This is a genomic window from Streptomyces sp. NPDC005791, assembly GCF_042871485.1.
Taxonomy (GTDB): Bacteria; Actinomycetota; Actinomycetes; order Streptomycetales; family Streptomycetaceae; genus Streptomyces.
Map to the genome: position 1 here is coordinate 236,097 of NZ_JBIAIP010000012.1, position 14,017 is coordinate 250,113.

The 14,017-nt window shown below is 68.2% G+C and carries 15 protein-coding genes; 5 read left to right on the top strand and 10 right to left on the bottom strand.

Annotated elements, in window-relative coordinates; all coding sequences use genetic code 11:
- Positions 1–442 precede the first annotated feature (442 nt).
- Positions 443–1,015 (bottom strand): helix-turn-helix domain-containing protein, encoded by a 573-nt coding sequence (locus ACFYSH_RS24045; protein ID WP_359478372.1) that lies wholly within the window; start codon positions 1,013–1,015, stop codon positions 443–445.
- A gap of 176 nt (positions 1,016–1,191) precedes the next feature.
- Here ACFYSH_RS24045 and ACFYSH_RS24050 point away from each other — a divergent pair, with 176 nt between their 5' ends.
- Positions 1,192–1,845 carry a hypothetical protein gene (locus tag ACFYSH_RS24050; protein WP_359478375.1) on the top strand — a complete coding sequence of 218 codons (654 nt, stop codon included), beginning with the start codon at positions 1,192–1,194 and terminating at the stop codon, positions 1,843–1,845.
- A 47-nt stretch (positions 1,846–1,892) separates the two neighbouring features.
- The gene (locus ACFYSH_RS24055) at positions 1,893–2,204 is read left to right on the top strand and encodes a hypothetical protein (protein WP_388755063.1); all 312 of its coding nucleotides are present in this window, start codon (positions 1,893–1,895) and stop codon (positions 2,202–2,204) included.
- 221 nt (positions 2,205–2,425) lie between these two features.
- Here the strand turns inward: ACFYSH_RS24055 and ACFYSH_RS24060 are convergent, their stop codons facing one another.
- The 9 genes from ACFYSH_RS24060 to ACFYSH_RS24100 form a co-directional block, all read right to left on the bottom strand.
- Complete coding sequence (locus tag ACFYSH_RS24060; RefSeq protein WP_388755066.1) at positions 2,426–2,770, bottom strand: hypothetical protein; 345 nt, start codon at positions 2,768–2,770, stop codon at positions 2,426–2,428.
- 98 nt (positions 2,771–2,868) lie between these two features.
- Positions 2,869–3,189, bottom strand: coding sequence for a hypothetical protein (locus ACFYSH_RS24065; RefSeq protein WP_388755069.1), 321 nt, complete (start codon positions 3,187–3,189; stop codon positions 2,869–2,871).
- A gap of 206 nt (positions 3,190–3,395) precedes the next feature.
- Positions 3,396–3,824, bottom strand: coding sequence for an ankyrin repeat domain-containing protein (locus tag ACFYSH_RS24070; protein WP_388755071.1), 429 nt, complete (start codon positions 3,822–3,824; stop codon positions 3,396–3,398).
- A 293-nt stretch (positions 3,825–4,117) separates the two neighbouring features.
- A complete protein-coding gene (locus tag ACFYSH_RS24075) occupies positions 4,118–4,453 on the bottom strand; it encodes a transposase (RefSeq protein ID WP_388755074.1) in 336 nt (111 codons plus the stop codon).
- 215 nt (positions 4,454–4,668) lie between these two features.
- Positions 4,669–5,979, bottom strand: a complete 1,311-nt coding sequence (locus ACFYSH_RS24080; protein ID WP_388755077.1) for a diacylglycerol/lipid kinase family protein — start codon at positions 5,977–5,979, stop codon at positions 4,669–4,671.
- Between the two features lie 247 nt (positions 5,980–6,226).
- Positions 6,227–6,646, bottom strand: a complete 420-nt coding sequence (locus ACFYSH_RS24085) for an SHOCT domain-containing protein (RefSeq protein WP_250287133.1) — start codon at positions 6,644–6,646, stop codon at positions 6,227–6,229.
- A 213-nt stretch (positions 6,647–6,859) separates the two neighbouring features.
- Entirely contained in the window at positions 6,860–7,399 is a 540-nt protein-coding gene (locus ACFYSH_RS24090) for a hypothetical protein (RefSeq protein ID WP_388755080.1), read from the bottom strand.
- The gene (locus ACFYSH_RS24095; protein ID WP_388755083.1) at positions 7,399–8,277 is read right to left on the bottom strand and encodes a hypothetical protein; all 879 of its coding nucleotides are present in this window, start codon (positions 8,275–8,277) and stop codon (positions 7,399–7,401) included. Before ACFYSH_RS24095 ends, ACFYSH_RS24090 begins: the two co-directional genes overlap by 1 nt.
- An 809-nt stretch (positions 8,278–9,086) precedes the next feature.
- On the bottom strand, positions 9,087–9,683 hold the full coding sequence (locus ACFYSH_RS24100) for a TetR/AcrR family transcriptional regulator (RefSeq protein WP_359478417.1): 597 nt from the start codon (positions 9,681–9,683) through the stop codon (positions 9,087–9,089).
- Positions 9,684–10,006: 323 nt separating this feature from the next.
- Between ACFYSH_RS24100 and ACFYSH_RS24105 the strand changes: the two genes are divergently transcribed.
- From ACFYSH_RS24105 to ACFYSH_RS24115, 3 genes are all read left to right on the top strand, one after another.
- The gene (locus ACFYSH_RS24105; protein WP_388755085.1) at positions 10,007–11,608 is read left to right on the top strand and encodes a GMC oxidoreductase; all 1,602 of its coding nucleotides are present in this window, start codon (positions 10,007–10,009) and stop codon (positions 11,606–11,608) included.
- A 21-nt stretch (positions 11,609–11,629) separates the two neighbouring features.
- Positions 11,630–13,027 (top strand): lipase family protein, encoded by a 1,398-nt coding sequence (locus ACFYSH_RS24110; protein WP_388755088.1) that lies wholly within the window; start codon positions 11,630–11,632, stop codon positions 13,025–13,027.
- Positions 13,028–13,349: 322 nt separating this feature from the next.
- Positions 13,350–13,943, top strand: coding sequence for a helix-turn-helix domain-containing protein (locus tag ACFYSH_RS24115; protein ID WP_359478426.1), 594 nt, complete (start codon positions 13,350–13,352; stop codon positions 13,941–13,943).
- Positions 13,944–14,017: the final 74 nt, after the last annotated feature.

Sequence of the window (14,017 nt, forward strand, 5' to 3'; positions counted from 1 at the left end):
TCAGTAGTCGAATACAAAAGAGCGTCGGGTGAGTCCAGTGGCCGCATATCAAGAATCCATTGTCTCGTGTGTCCAAGATCAGAGGTCAAGACCCGATGTCCTGCTGACCCCAAGTGCGTATCGTGTCCGCGTTCATCTGGTACGGCGCGGTGGCTCCGGACAGCGGAACGTCGTAGACGACGCTGGTGATCGCCTGGCCCTCGACCGTGTCCGCCGTGCCCGAGCAATTGTCAAGACCTGTGGATCGATCTTGGTCAGGTCGCGGTCTCGATGGGCGGCGTGACTGATTGTCGATCTTCTTCTCGTTCGAGGTCCGCGCAAAGCGTCGCCCGAATGAGGAGACCGTGGCTGCCCGTGAAGACCTCGACCCGTCCTGGTCCTATCCCTCAACCCACCCGTACGGCCAGTCGGCCGATCAGACGGTTCGTCGGCCGGCTGCCGGTCAGTCAGCGGGCAGGCCGAACCAGCGCAGGAGTACGGGTCGTGCGTCGTCGGGGGCGTCCTCGGGCCCGCGGGCGTAGCGCCCGAGCAGGGCCAGATAGTCGTCATGGAATGCGTCCAGCTCACCCTTCGTGAGGTGGATGAGGCTGCGTGAACCCCGCATCCAGCCTTCGGACTCCGTCTGTGCGGCGGTGAACTGCCGGGCGAGCTCGACGTCCTCCTCCATCCTCATCCGGTCCAGCTCGGCCGACAAGGCGCGCTCGGCCTCCGTCAGCTCACCCTGCGGCGGTCTGCGGATGTCGAGCCCGCGCACCCCACGCCACCAGCGCTCACGCCCGGTGGAGCGCTCAGGGATGTCCTCGATGAGGCCACTGCGCTCCAGCATGCGCAGGTGATAGCTGAGCGTCCCGGTGTTCTCGCCGAGGGCGGCGGCCAGCGTGGTCGAGGTGGCAGGGCCCGCCGCGCCGAGGTGGCGGAGGATACGCAGGCGCAGGGGGTGCGAGAGGGCCTTGAGCATCTCGGCGCTGTCGACCGCGCGCCGCCCTGCGGCTTCCGCTCTTCGCTCTTTCGTCATGGCGGCAGTCTATCCAGATAACAGCCTTTTCTCTGCAGACCTTCCTCTGCAGAGATATCTCTGCAATGCTGTGGCGTATGACGCCGAACCGCATGACCTTGAATCGCATAGTCCGCCGCTTCACAAGTGCTACTGCGGGGGCCCTACTTGCCGGACTCGCCCTGGGTGCCGTGCCCGTGCATGGGGCTGAACAGGCCGCGGATCTGCCCGAGTTCGACTTCTCCGCTTGCCCGGCCGTCGAAGAGCTGCCCGCGGGTGCGGACCCCGGGACCTGGCGCTGTGAGGTCATGCACGCCACAGGGCATCTGCGCATGGGCGCCATCGACGAGCCGCTCACCGAACCTATGAAGATCACCTTTGCGGAAGGCCGTGTGGACGGTGAATTCCGCCAGGCCTTCGGGGCGATGACCGCTGCGCCAATCCGGGCGGGAGGCACCCCGTTGACCCTGACTCCGCAGTACGGCGGCTACTCGGACTTCCTGTCCGACGACACCCGGCGCGGCGAATTCGACATCAAGTTCGCCATAGGCTCGACGCACGGGCTGCCGGCCCTGCCGTGGTCGGGCTGCTCGGTGGGCAGCGATGAGGACGCGGTCCACCTGGTACTCAAGGACACCGATCCCACTCGGGTGATATCCAGGGACCCTCTAGTTGTCGCCTTCGGTGCCAAGGACGCGGAGTTCGCCGCCCCGGACACCAGTGGCTGCGGCCCCCTGAGCCGCGCGTTCGACCGGGCCCTGGGCCTGCCGTCCGCGGCGGGGGCGAACGCCTTCGACATGGATGTCACGGTGGCCATCCGACCCTACATGGAGGCCGGTTCGGTCAACTGAACCGTTCCGGGTTCGGTAGAGACTCGATTCCGTATAAGGATTGAGTCATGGCAAGCCCTTCCTCCCATCCCGTTGAGCTGCGCAAACGAGCGGTCCGTATGGTCGTCGAGGTTCGTGGTGACCATCCGAACGAGTCGGCCGCGCTGAAGGCGGTCGCCCAGAAGCTGGGCATCGGTTCGGCCGAGACCCTGCGGAACTGGGTCAAGCGGGACGAGATCGACTTCGGGCGGCGTCCGGGGACGACCACGGAGGAATCCGTGCAGATCAAGGCGATGAAGAAAGGGATCGCCGAGCTGAAGCGGGCCAACGACATCTCGAACACGACTGCAAAGCGGTCGGCCGAGCTGTCCCCCTCTTGACCCTACGAAGTGACGCTCCGTGGCGAGGTGCGTCTTTTGCCGGCACCCGGCGGCCGGTCCAACCGAGGGCGGCCCGTGGACGAGTGCGCAATTCCGATGGACTCCCTCGAAGCTCATCCGAACCAAAAGCGGGTTGTGACGACCGTTTCCGGTGAAGCACCCGGGGACGCGTCCCTCCACTCTCCGCCCCAGCCGAAACGGGCGAGGGCCTGCGTCTGCGATCAGACTCTTTCCACCCGAATGCGATGGCCCGCCAGAAACTTGTCCATGTCGTCCACATCCGAGGTGAAGACAGTGACCTCGAAGCCGCGCTCCGCAGTCCTGACGGCTACCGCAGCCAAATCGGCGTCAATGGCGTACTTGTGCCCGTGCAGCCCGGCGGTCTTCAGCATGCCGCGGGCCAGGGAGATCACCTGGTCATCAGTATGCTCCACATCTATCCGGGACAGCGCCCAGTCCCACAGCCCTTGGCGCGCACCCAGCTGAGGGTTCCACGCCTCCAGCGTGGTGAGCGCGCTGGTGACAACAGCGATGTCCAGGCGCGGAGCCGCCTTCACCAAGGCCATCATCCGACGGTCGCCCTGGACTGTCATCGACAAGGCTTGGGAGTCGAGGACGAAGGCGCGCCTGCGAGCAGATGGAACACCGGCGCGCTTCGAAGGGCTCACGCCGCGGCGCCGGGCGAGCGCCGCTCGTCGTGCCAGTCGTCGACGGTCGCGATGCGCTCCAGCGCCGTCTGCTCTTCCTCGGCCGATACAGGACCGAACTCTGCCTCCAGGCGGTCCGTCAACTCCCGGAGCCGGTCCATGGCATCCTGATGCGCCGCAGCTGCCGCGATGTAGCTTGAGCCACCCGGGGCGCTGCGGCGCCGTCGCTCAGGGGGCCGTGCTGCTGGAGGCGGGTCAGAGTAGTTGACGAGGACCGGGATCGTGCCCTGATAGTCGCGGTAGCCGTCCTTGGAGTCTTGGTCGAAGTGGCTCCTCATCAGCGCGGCCTGCCTGCACCTGCCCGGACTCGAGTGGTATGTGAGCGACCCCTTCCTGCAGGTCCTCCACACGTTGATCGGAATGCAGCGCAGCGCGCCCATCTCGACGCAGGAAGCCACCATGCCTGGGTGCCGCACGTGTACGGGCCGATTCCGGTGGCGTCGGTGGACGTCTAGACCTGGGGATGATCGCCGGGGGACCGAGGTCAGGAGCGGCCGTCTGACCGTGCTCCGGCCGCGAGGAGAATCTCGGCCGTCTCGGTGTGGTCGCCCTCCCTCGCCCACTCGAGCGGGGAAAGGCCCTCGCCGTCGTCCTCGCGCAGATCAGGGTCTGCGCCGTGGGCGAGGAGCAGCCGCACCACGTCGGCGTGGCCCCAAGCGGCGGCCGCGCACAAGGGCGTTCCCTCCGTTTCGTCGCGGCTCTCGACGTCCGGGGAGGCGCCCGCGTCCAGTAGGCAGGCCACGGCATCCGCGGCGCCGCCGACCGCGGCCGCGTACAGCGGGGTGCTTCCGTCGGTGTCGGCATAGTTGGGGTCGGCGCCCGCCAGCATGAGTGCGCGCACCGCGCCGACCACCTCGAACCTGGCCGCTTCGACAAGTTTTCTCGACAGTTTCTTCTGTCTGCGCCTGTTCATGGCGGCAGGGTACAGAGCGAAAGAGGGATCGGCCGCCGTGCGGGCAGGCCGGTCCCTCCTTCAGGAACTCATCTCAGCGTGCGGGCGGGATCAGGGCCCGCAGCCGCACCAACTGCCGTACGTTCCACGCCACACGTAGCTGTAGTACATGACGCCACCGGTCCAGCGGTTCATGCGCCGCATCCAGTCTGGAGGGTTCCGGGTGTGGATCACCCTGGGGATGTAGTCCCCGTCGAAGAACTGCGCTACACGACTCTTGGTGCACCACCTGCCGTGGTTGGTGTCGCAGTGCTTCACACGGCAGCCCAGGGGGGACTGGCTGGAGGCGTCTTTCTTTGCGGCCTTCTCGGCGTCGGACGGTCGCTTTTTTTCAGGATCTCGATCGTCTGCTGCTGCTCGCGGTTCTCCTTGCGCAGCCGGCGCAGTTCGTCGCGCTCGGCGCTGGTCAGCTCGCCCGGAGCGTCCTCGCCCCGGTCGGCTTTGGTCCGGCGGTACCAGCCGCGCAAGGACTCCGAGCTGATGCCCAGCTCCCGGGCGACCGCGGTGACTGTCTTGCCCGAGGAGTCGACGAGCGCGATCGCGTCCCGCTTGAACTCCTCGGTGTACCGCTTCGTGTGCTTGTTTCCCACCTGGTGCTACTTCCTCTGGAACTTCAGGTCCCAGTCTCCAGGTGTCCACGATCAAGGGGAAGCTTCACTGAGTTGTGTGCCAGTCAGCCGGTGGCGTTCACAGACGGGCCTGTTACAGGCTTCTCCAGCTCGACCGAAGCCCGCGTATCGCGCCGACGCGGCCGCCTGCGAGGCGTCGGCCTGTGCTCGACGACGCCCGCAAGGACGACGGCTTCTCAGCTCAGCGCCAGCTTTCCTAGCCGCCGCCAGTCCATGGGAGCCCTGGTCCGGAGAACGCCAGGTCGGTGGCGCGGTACCCGTACACGCAGGGCCCGGGGTCGGATCGTGCATCGTACGGGGGTGGGGAGGGTCAGCGCCTCACCGTCGACCCCGGCATCGATCTCGGGCTCGTCCGCGTCGATGACGACCTCCTGGGCGGTCAGGGCGGTGAGGCCGGGCGCGTGTCTGCCCGCGAGCAACTCGGCTGCCTGTGCAGCGTTGTCGACACTGACGCCCAGGACGCCGAGGGCACCCGAGTCCAGCGCCTCACGGCGTCCGAGACCGGCGGGATCGCCCATCCGGTAGGGGTTGTTGCTGACGAGCACGGCCTGGGGTCCGTCGATGGCCGTGTCCCCAGTGCGGACGGTCAGTCGGGGACCGCGTCGGCGGGTCAGCAGGTCGGGAAGTGTCTGGAGGGTGGTGCGGACCTTGTCGTCACGGTAGGCGGGACTTTGCACCACGGCCGCGTAGGCGCCGAAGGACGCGTTGTTGACAAAGGCTCGCTCGCCGATGAAACCGAGGTCGACGCGGAGTTCGACGCCATCGGTGAGCGCGTCCAGGCAGGTCGACGGGTCGTCCCGGTCCAGACCGAGGTCCAGGGCGAAGTGGTTGCGGGTTCCGGCCGAGATCACCATGAAGGGAATGCCGTGCCTCGCGGCGACTCCGGCGACCAGGGCCTGTGTGCCGTCACCGCCTGCGACTCCGAGAAGGTCGGCGCCGTCTTCGACCGCCTTGTCGGCGAGAGCCACCACATCCTGCTCATGAGCTGCGTCCAGCAGGAGGACGTCGGCGTCGAGCGCCTCGGCCATTTCCCTGAGATGGAACTTCCCCACCTTTCCACCGCCTGATCGTGGATTCATGATGAGGCAGGGGCGCTTGGGAGGAGCGGTCCGCACCTCCGGGAGGCCGGCTTGCTCGCGGTCCATGCTGAGTGCCGCTACGCCGATGGAAACCCCGAGAGCCCACGAGGTGAGCGAAACGAGTACGACCCACAGCAACTCCGCCCATGCGTAGAGCGCCATCACTGCAAGCGGAGCGCCGGCGGCCAGGGTGAAGGCGAGCAGTCTGCCGATGCCACGCAGAGTCAGTGCCCACCACAGGCTCGCTGCCGATATGACCAGCCCTGCCAGCCCGGCACCCAGGAGCGCGATGCTCCTGACTCCGGCGAACACGAGAAGGATCACCACCGCGGCGACCCCTGCCGCGAGGGCGAGCCGTGCGGACCAGCGCTGTACGAGGCGACCGCGCGCCCCGGAATTTCTGGGCATGGAGCCTCCTGGCGGTCAGGGGTAAGGCCGACGCCACGGTGCGTGGCACGCGTCCGGTGTCGATCGCCGCCGTTGCCCAAGCGGAGCGGGTCACGGGCGAGGCCGGGCACAGGCGAAGGATGCCGGCACCGGTCAGGTCCTCCCCGCTGCGTCGTCGTGGACGCGGCGGCAACGCCCCTGGCCGTCGACCCGGCCCGTGCTCCGCCCCTCCTCGGGCTCGGGCCGATGGCCGTGCCCGGCGCGGAACTTATGAGTGGAGGACCTTTTCCTTGGCCCGGCGGAACTCCTCGTCGGAGATGTCGCCGCGGGACCGCATCTCCGCGAGCTTGGCGAGTTGGTCCGCCTCACCGGCCTGGCCGGTGGTGCCGACGGTCTGGCGGATGTAGCGGTCCATCTCGTCCATCTTGGCCCTGGTGTGATCCTGTTCGCGCTTGCCCATGCCCTTGCCACGGGCGATGAGGTAGACGAAGACGCCGAGGAAGGGGAGGACGATCGTGAAGATCAGCCATCCTGTCTTGGCCCATCCGTTCATGGAGTCGTCGCGGAAGACATCGGTGATGACACGGAAGAGCAGGAAGATCCATATGACCCAGAGGAAGATCCACATGATCGTCCAGAAGGCTCCGAGGACCGGGTAGTCATAGGCCAGGTTCACGTAGCTGTCCATTGCTTCTCCTGTGTGGTGTCGTCCGCGTCGAGTTTCCGGCGCGCGTACGGGAGGAAGGGCCGAGAGCCCGTGGCCTGGCCCGGTCGGGGCAGCGCGCTCCGGGCGGGCCGGTCGTCACTGCTCCTCGTCTGTGGGGTGTTCCGACTCCTCTTCCGGTGGTTGGGGTTCCGTACGTCTTCGGGAGTGCGTCGGGCGAGGCACTCCCGAAGTGCGCTACCCCGGGCGGATGACCGGCTGTGGCTGGTCGCCGGCGGCCGGCTGTCCGGCTGGGCCGGAGGCCGCGGCGAGGATGCCGAGGAGAGCCAGGACGAGGACGACGATGCCGAGGACCAGCGCCACGGCCCCGGGGGTGGGGTAGTTCCACAGGGCCAGGGCGAGTGTGCCGCCAGCAACGACGATGCCACTGGTCCACTTGCTGTGCGCGCCCAGCCAACGGCCGGTGGCGCCGGTGCGCAGACCGTGCCGTGCCATGGATCTGCCCGTCGCCCCGGTTCCGCTCGACGCTCCCCCTCTGACCCATCGGGCCCCGCGTCCGGGCCCGTACAGGTAGCCGGCCAGCGCGGTGACCACGGCGATGACCAGGACCGTAGCCGTGCTGTTCCTCAGGAAGCGGACAAAGGTGTCGTAGATGTCGGCCGCGGCATCCTGTGGCAGGGCGGACGTGGGAACGGAGTCCAGATAGACCTGGCGCATCACGGCGAGGCCGACAAGCAGCCCGATCATCATGATTCCGACCCCGATGGCCGCGGCCATCAGGGCGACCCGGGGTGCGGGTGCACTCCGGACGGCGAGCGCCGCCAGGACCAGGGCCAGGACCGGGAGCCAGGCACACCGAGCACGTTCAGCAGACGCATGGCATCCCGGGCTTCGTTCAGCTCGTCGGTCTCGAACAGGGTGATCGTCTTGTCGACGTCGGGGATCTTCGCCACCTGGTCGAAGCCCGCGTCCGCCAGTCGTTGCTTGACGATGTCGATGACGACGCCGAGGTTCAGGTCGATGCCGTCGTCACCGGCCTGGACGGCACTGCCGCCCTCACCGGTGAGGACCTTGACCACGGCAGCGTGGGCCTGCCGGTTGGCGTCGTCCCACGCGTCGGTGAACTGGTCGCTGGTCACCACCTTGTTCACGATGTCGTGGACGGCCGAGTCGAGCGCACTGGTCAGGGGTCCGGTCAGCGCCTCTGCCCCCTCGACCACCCGAGGGGGCGCCCCTTCCCGCTGCAACGTCCGACCGACGGCTGCGGTGAAGGCGGCGACGTCGACCTCGTCGACCACGCGCTTGGTGAGCCGGTCGGTCACGGTGTTCTGTACGGAGGGCTCGGTGGCGATCGGGGCGACGGTCCGGACGTACCGGTCGGTGTCGGAGACCTCGGAGTCGACCCAGGCCGCCACCACGGCCAGCGGTGCCAGAAGGAAGGCCAGCAGCAGCAGTACGGAGGTAGCCGCATAGCGCAGGCGCCGGTGACGCACCCCGGCCGACTCGCGGAGCCGTTCGTACTCCTCCCGTTCCGCGACGCTCAGAGGAGAGCCGCCGACGACCCGATGGTCAGGGCCTTCGGAGGCTGACGACGCCCCGTCACCGACCGTCGGCCGGTCGGAGACGCGTTCTGGCCTTCTTCCTTCGGTAACCATAACCAGGGCGTGAGGACGGCGCATTGCCAGACGACGGGTCGTCCCGCCTGCCGCCTCCGCGCTTCACAGGGAGGTGGGACGGTGATGACTTCGGGTCGGCCCCCTCGCCCGTGGCCCTCGCGAACAGTTCTCCGAGCACCGGCCCCGCTTCCTGGAGGCACGGTCGAGCCGATGCGCTGGGGTGGGGATGGGTGGGGTGCGACGTCTCCCTCGACGGCCGTGGGAGCCTTCACCACGCACCCCACCGAAGACTCGAACAAAACCCCGGGTCACAGGCCTCTTGAACCTCACGGGGAGGTAAAGCGCCACACCTTCGCCGATCCGATTCGAGACACCCAACCCCGAGAAATCCACGTTCCCGCAGGTCAGAACGTTTCCGCAGGGTGAAGCTGGTGGGGCGGGTGGGACTCGAACCCATGAGAGTGACGCCTCCCACCTGCGACGATACCGAAACAGCGGACATAACCGTCCGTTTCCTTCCAGCTGCGTCCCCCCTCGATCCCGCCCGGAGGGGAATCGGTTAGGCGTTCGCCACACCACGTCGCCCTTGCCGCACTGACTCTCTGGACCCTCCCGTGGGGCTGAGGGAACTGTCGCCTTTCAGTATCTTCAAGTCACCCCAGGGTTCGAGGGGCAGCTCCGCTCTTACGCGCTCTACCTGCCGCAGAGAGTCACCGCACCGTAATGAAGCATCGGTGCGGTGAAGCCCCCAGCAGATAGCACGAGCGGCCGGCCCGACGGAAGCCCGGATATCGTCTGGGCCGCACCGGAGTCCTGCGATGCTGCGAGATCGCGGACAGGAGCCTCAGTCAGTAGGGGAGACCTTCGGAAGCCGCGCGCAGGGCGGCGAGCAGGCATGTGGCGATCTCACTGCCGGCTGCGTCCGGATCGTCCGCGAACCGGCGGGCGAAGTCCTCCGAAGCCGCTCGCAGTGCGCCATTGAGGGTGGCGGCGTGCACTCTGATTCTCAGGTCGTCGGTGCTGCTGCCGGACCTCTCGGCAAGAAGTTGAGCCAGGACGGGCAGGGCGTCGTCGTGGGCCTGGAGCCAGACGGCACGCAGGGCCGGGTCGGTGGTGGTCATACGGATCAGGTCGAGGATGACGGGAGCCACCGCGGGCAATTCGCCGCTACGGAAGGAATCCGCGACGAAGTCCAGCAGATCCTCCTCCACCGGCCAGTGGCGCAGTCGGTCCACCGCGACGTCGAGTCCTGCGGAGAGGAGTGGCAGGACGCAGCTCTCCTTGGTGGGGAAGTGGCGCCACAAGGTGCGGGAGGAGATGCCGACGGCGCGGGCGATCTGCTCACCCGTCGTCCCGGTGACACCCTGCGCGGCGAACAGCCTGACCGCTTCGGCGGCGATCTCGAAGCGGAGTGCCGCCTTGCGCCGTTCGGCAAGCGACGGCACGGCATCTTCCTGAACCAACGTCCCGCGTATCGCGGTTGGCGCTTCGTCCACCCTCAGGTCCCCGCTTTCCGTCCCGCCCCGCAGCATAGCGACCCCTTCGGAAATGGCGCATGCAGACATCTTGTCTCTCACTGACACAGAGACCTACGCTGCCGTAAGTGACCAGCGAGTAACAGCGTTGCTGCGCACGGCATGTGGCGTGCCTGGTCATACCGGACAGCTCCAAGTTCAGGCGACACCGACCACCGAGGATCCGCCCAGCCTGGGCAGCTCGAATACCCCACTGATCGAACGGCGCCCCACCCCACCCCAAGGAGCCGCTCATGTCCACTCCCAGCAGGCGTGCCCTGCTCACCGCTACCGCAGGACTCGCAGCCGCAAGCGCCCTCCCCTCCCCCGCCGCCGCAGCCTCCGGGCCGAACCGGGTGAGACTGGCCCGCGAGGAACACCGGGCCGTCGTCATCGGCTCGGGCTTCGGCGGCGGTGTGGCCGCGCTGCGGCTGGCGCAGGCCGGCGTGCCGGTCACCGTCCTGGAACGCGGCCGGCGCTGGCCGACCGGGCCCAACTCCGAGACTTTCCCCCGCGTATCCGGCCTCGACAAACGGGCACTCTGGTACGGCACACTCCCTGCAGCCGTCCGCCCGCTCGCCCAACTCATCGGCACACCACTGAACTTCGGGCCCTACGTGGGCCTGCTGGAGCCGATACTCGGACAGAACATCCTCGGCGTCTGCGCGGCCGGGGTCGGCGGTGGTTCCCTCGTCTACCAGGGCATGACACTTCAGCCCTCCGAAGCGGTCTTCAACACCTGGCTGCCCCAGGAACTCGACTACCGACGCATGAACGAGATCCACTACCCGCGTGTCGCGAACATGCTCCGGGCGGCCACGGCACCGGACGAACTGGTCAGCGCGTCGAACTACTACGCTGCGCGGGTCTTCGCCGAGCGGGTGCGCAGGGCCGGGTACGGCCTGGAGAAGATCCCGATGCCCATCGACTGGGACTACGCCCTGGCCGAGCTGCGCGGGGAGATGAAGCCGTCCTACACGAACGGGGACTGTGCGCTCGGCGTCAACAACGGTGGCAAGCACTCCGTCGACGTGACCTACCTCAGCCAGGCGGAAGCGACGGGGAAGGTGACCGTCGAAACCCACCACAACGTCACCTCCGTGGCCCGGGCGGCCGACGGCCGTTGGGAGGTGCACGTCGACCGGACCGACGACACGGGCCGCGCCCTGGAGCAGAAAGTCCTCTCCACCCGCGCCCTGGTCATGGCGGCCGGCAGCATGAACACCAGCAAGCTCCTCGTCCGCGCGGGAGCCACCGGTGCCATCCCCGACCTGCCCGACGGTCTCGGCGAAGGGTGGGGGACCAACGGAGACCGCATCTACGCCTGGACCAACCTTCAGGAGGACTTCGGGGCCGAGCAGGGCGGCCCGGTCGTCTACGGCAGCAAGGCGTGGGACGACCCCGCCACGGCGAACACCATCATCCAGGCCTCACTCCCGCCCCTCGGCCTCAACTCCCGGACGACCATGCTCGTCGGCTTCGGGGTGAGCGCCGACCGCGGCCGGTTCCGATACGACGCCGCCACCGACTCCGTATCGCTGCACTGGCCCCTGGGCGGCGACGCCGCCAGCCACCGCACCATCCAGCGGCGCGTCACCAAGGTATCCAAGGGGCTCGGTGTCCTCACGGACACGAACGCCCTGGTCAACAGCACCTGGCACCCGCTCGGCGGCGCCCCGATGGGCACGGTCTGCGACCTCGAAGGCCGCGTCCAGGGCCAGCGCGGCCTGTACGTCCTCGACGGGGCACTGATCCCCGGCACCACCGGCGCCTGCAACCCCTCGATGACCATCGCCGCCGTGGCCGAACGGGCGATGGACGCCATCATCGCGCACGACATCGACACCATCATCTAAACGACGAACGAGGAGCATTCCATGAGCCGCAAGAGAACCCGTTCCCGTTCCGCCCTCCCCGCTCCCGCCGCGGCGACCGGTCGCGCCACCAAGCCGGGGCTCCGTTTGCTGGCCGGGGTCGTCGCCGCAGGCACGGTCTGCGCCGGCCTGTCGGCGGTACCGGCCTCGGCCGCCGCACCCGAACCCGTCGTCTCCCGCGGCGTCACCATTCCCGCGTTCTGCACGCCACCGACCCAACTCCCCTCCAAAAACGGCGCGTTGATACGCACGGGACCCCTGCCACTCGGACTGAGCATCCCCGGTCTGGACGGCCGACCGATGCCAGGAACGGCGACCCGCCTGATGTACAAGTCCACCGACTCGGCCGGTCTGCCCGTCGCCGTGACCGGCGCCTACATCGAACCCTCCGCCGTCTGGAAGGGAACCGGACCGCGCCCTCTGGTCGCGGTGGCCTCGGGCACCATGGGCCAGGGCGACCAGTGCGCCCCGTCCTTCGCCCTGCAGAACCCGCTCACCCTCAACGGCGACACGGTGTCCGTGGGCTACGAAGCCCTCGCGATCTACCGCATCCTGTCCACCGGGGCAGCCGTGGTCGTCACCGACTACGTCGGCCTCGGCACCACCGACCGCCTGCACACCTACGTCAACCGCCTTGACCAGGCACACGCCCTGCTCGACGCAGCGCGCGCCGCCCGCACCGTCCCCGGAGCATCGGTCACCGCAGCATCCCGCACCGGCCTCTACGGATACAGTCAGGGCGGCGGAGCCAGCGCCGCCGCAGCCGAACTCCAGCCCTCCTACGCACCCGACGTCGCACTCGCCGGCACCTACGCCGGCGCACCCCCGGCCGACCTGACCTCGGTCATGAAGGGCATCGACGGCAGCGCGCTCGCCGGCGCGCTCGCCTGGTCCATCAGCGGTTTCGCCCAGGCCGACCCGGACCTGCGTGCGGTCGTCGACGCCAACATCAGCTCCACCGGCAAGGCCGCCCTGACGGACGCGTCGACCATGTGCGTCGGCGACGCGCTCTTCGGGTACGGCTTCACCAAGAGCAGCAAGTGGACCACCAACGGCAAGTCCATCGGGGACATCATCGCCGCCGACCCCCGCGCGAAGGCGGCCTTGGACAAGCAGCGGATCGGCAGGCTCAAGCCGACTGGACCCGTGCGTCTGGCCACCGGTGTCCAGGACGACATCGTTCCGCACTCGCAGGCCCGGCAGCTGGCCGTCGACTGGTGCAACAAGGGCGCCAACGTCACGTACGACGCCATCATGCTGCCCAACCTCGGCGACAAAATCCTCACCAACCACCTCGTGCCCCTCATCACCGACCAGGGCGACGCCATTTCCTGGCTGACCGACCGCCTCGCCGGCAAGGCGGCCACCTCCAACTGCTGGTCGATGCCGATCCAGCGCTGAACCAGGTGTCCACACCGATCGTGCCGCGTCCATCGGATGACACCTGTGGACACGGCGCGTTCGTGCGTGCACCGCCAAGATGGCGCACGGCGCTGCACCGCAGACGCCGGTGAGCGGCCGGTTGGCTTCTTCCACCGAGGAATCCCGGTTGCGGGCGAGCCTCCTGCCGCGTAGAGCCGTTCTTCGTGTTTCAAGAGCGGATTCCGGCTCCTGAAAGACGTGGCCCATTTGACCGGATGCCACCTCCGCTTTACTTTCCAATGTGTGCGGAGGCCGCTTCCGTTTTTGAGCGGCCACAGGGTTGTCGTCATTTGGAAGGCGCATGAGCGTGAGTGAGCAGCGGGGGCGTAAGCCCCGCGCGGATGTCCAGCGCAACCGTGCGGCCCTTCTCGAGACCGCGCAGCGTCACTTCCTGCAGCATGGGGTCGGCACCTCGCTCGAGGCGGTGGCCAAGGAGGCGGGCGTCGGGCCCGGCACCTTGTACCGGCACTTCCCCACCCGGGAGGCACTGCTGGCGGCCGTACTGCAGACACGCTCCGAGGAGCTGGTGGCTCGCCAGGCGGACATCGAACGCCTTGGCGACGCCGCCGAGGCGCTGGAGCAGTGGCTGCGGGCGATGGAGGAGTACTTCAGCGCCTTCAGCGGGCTGCCGGACCCGCTCATGGCCGCGGCCAGGGCCCAGGAGCCGGACAATCCGCTCACGATCCCCTGCGACATCCTCATCACCGCCACCGATCAGTACGTGGAAGCGGCGCAGGGCGCGGGGCACATACGCGCGTCGGTGCGGGGGCACGACCTGTTCCTCGCGGCCTGTTCCGTTGCCTGGATCAAGGGCACCGGCATGGAGGAAGAGTCGCTCGACCGCCTCCGTACCCTCATCGCGACCGGCTACCGCGAGCGGGACGTCCAGGCGTAAACCGCCAACCCCTCACCCCGCCCAGCACACCCTCAAGCGGCGGCCACCCCAGCCATTACGCGTGCGCTGCCCCC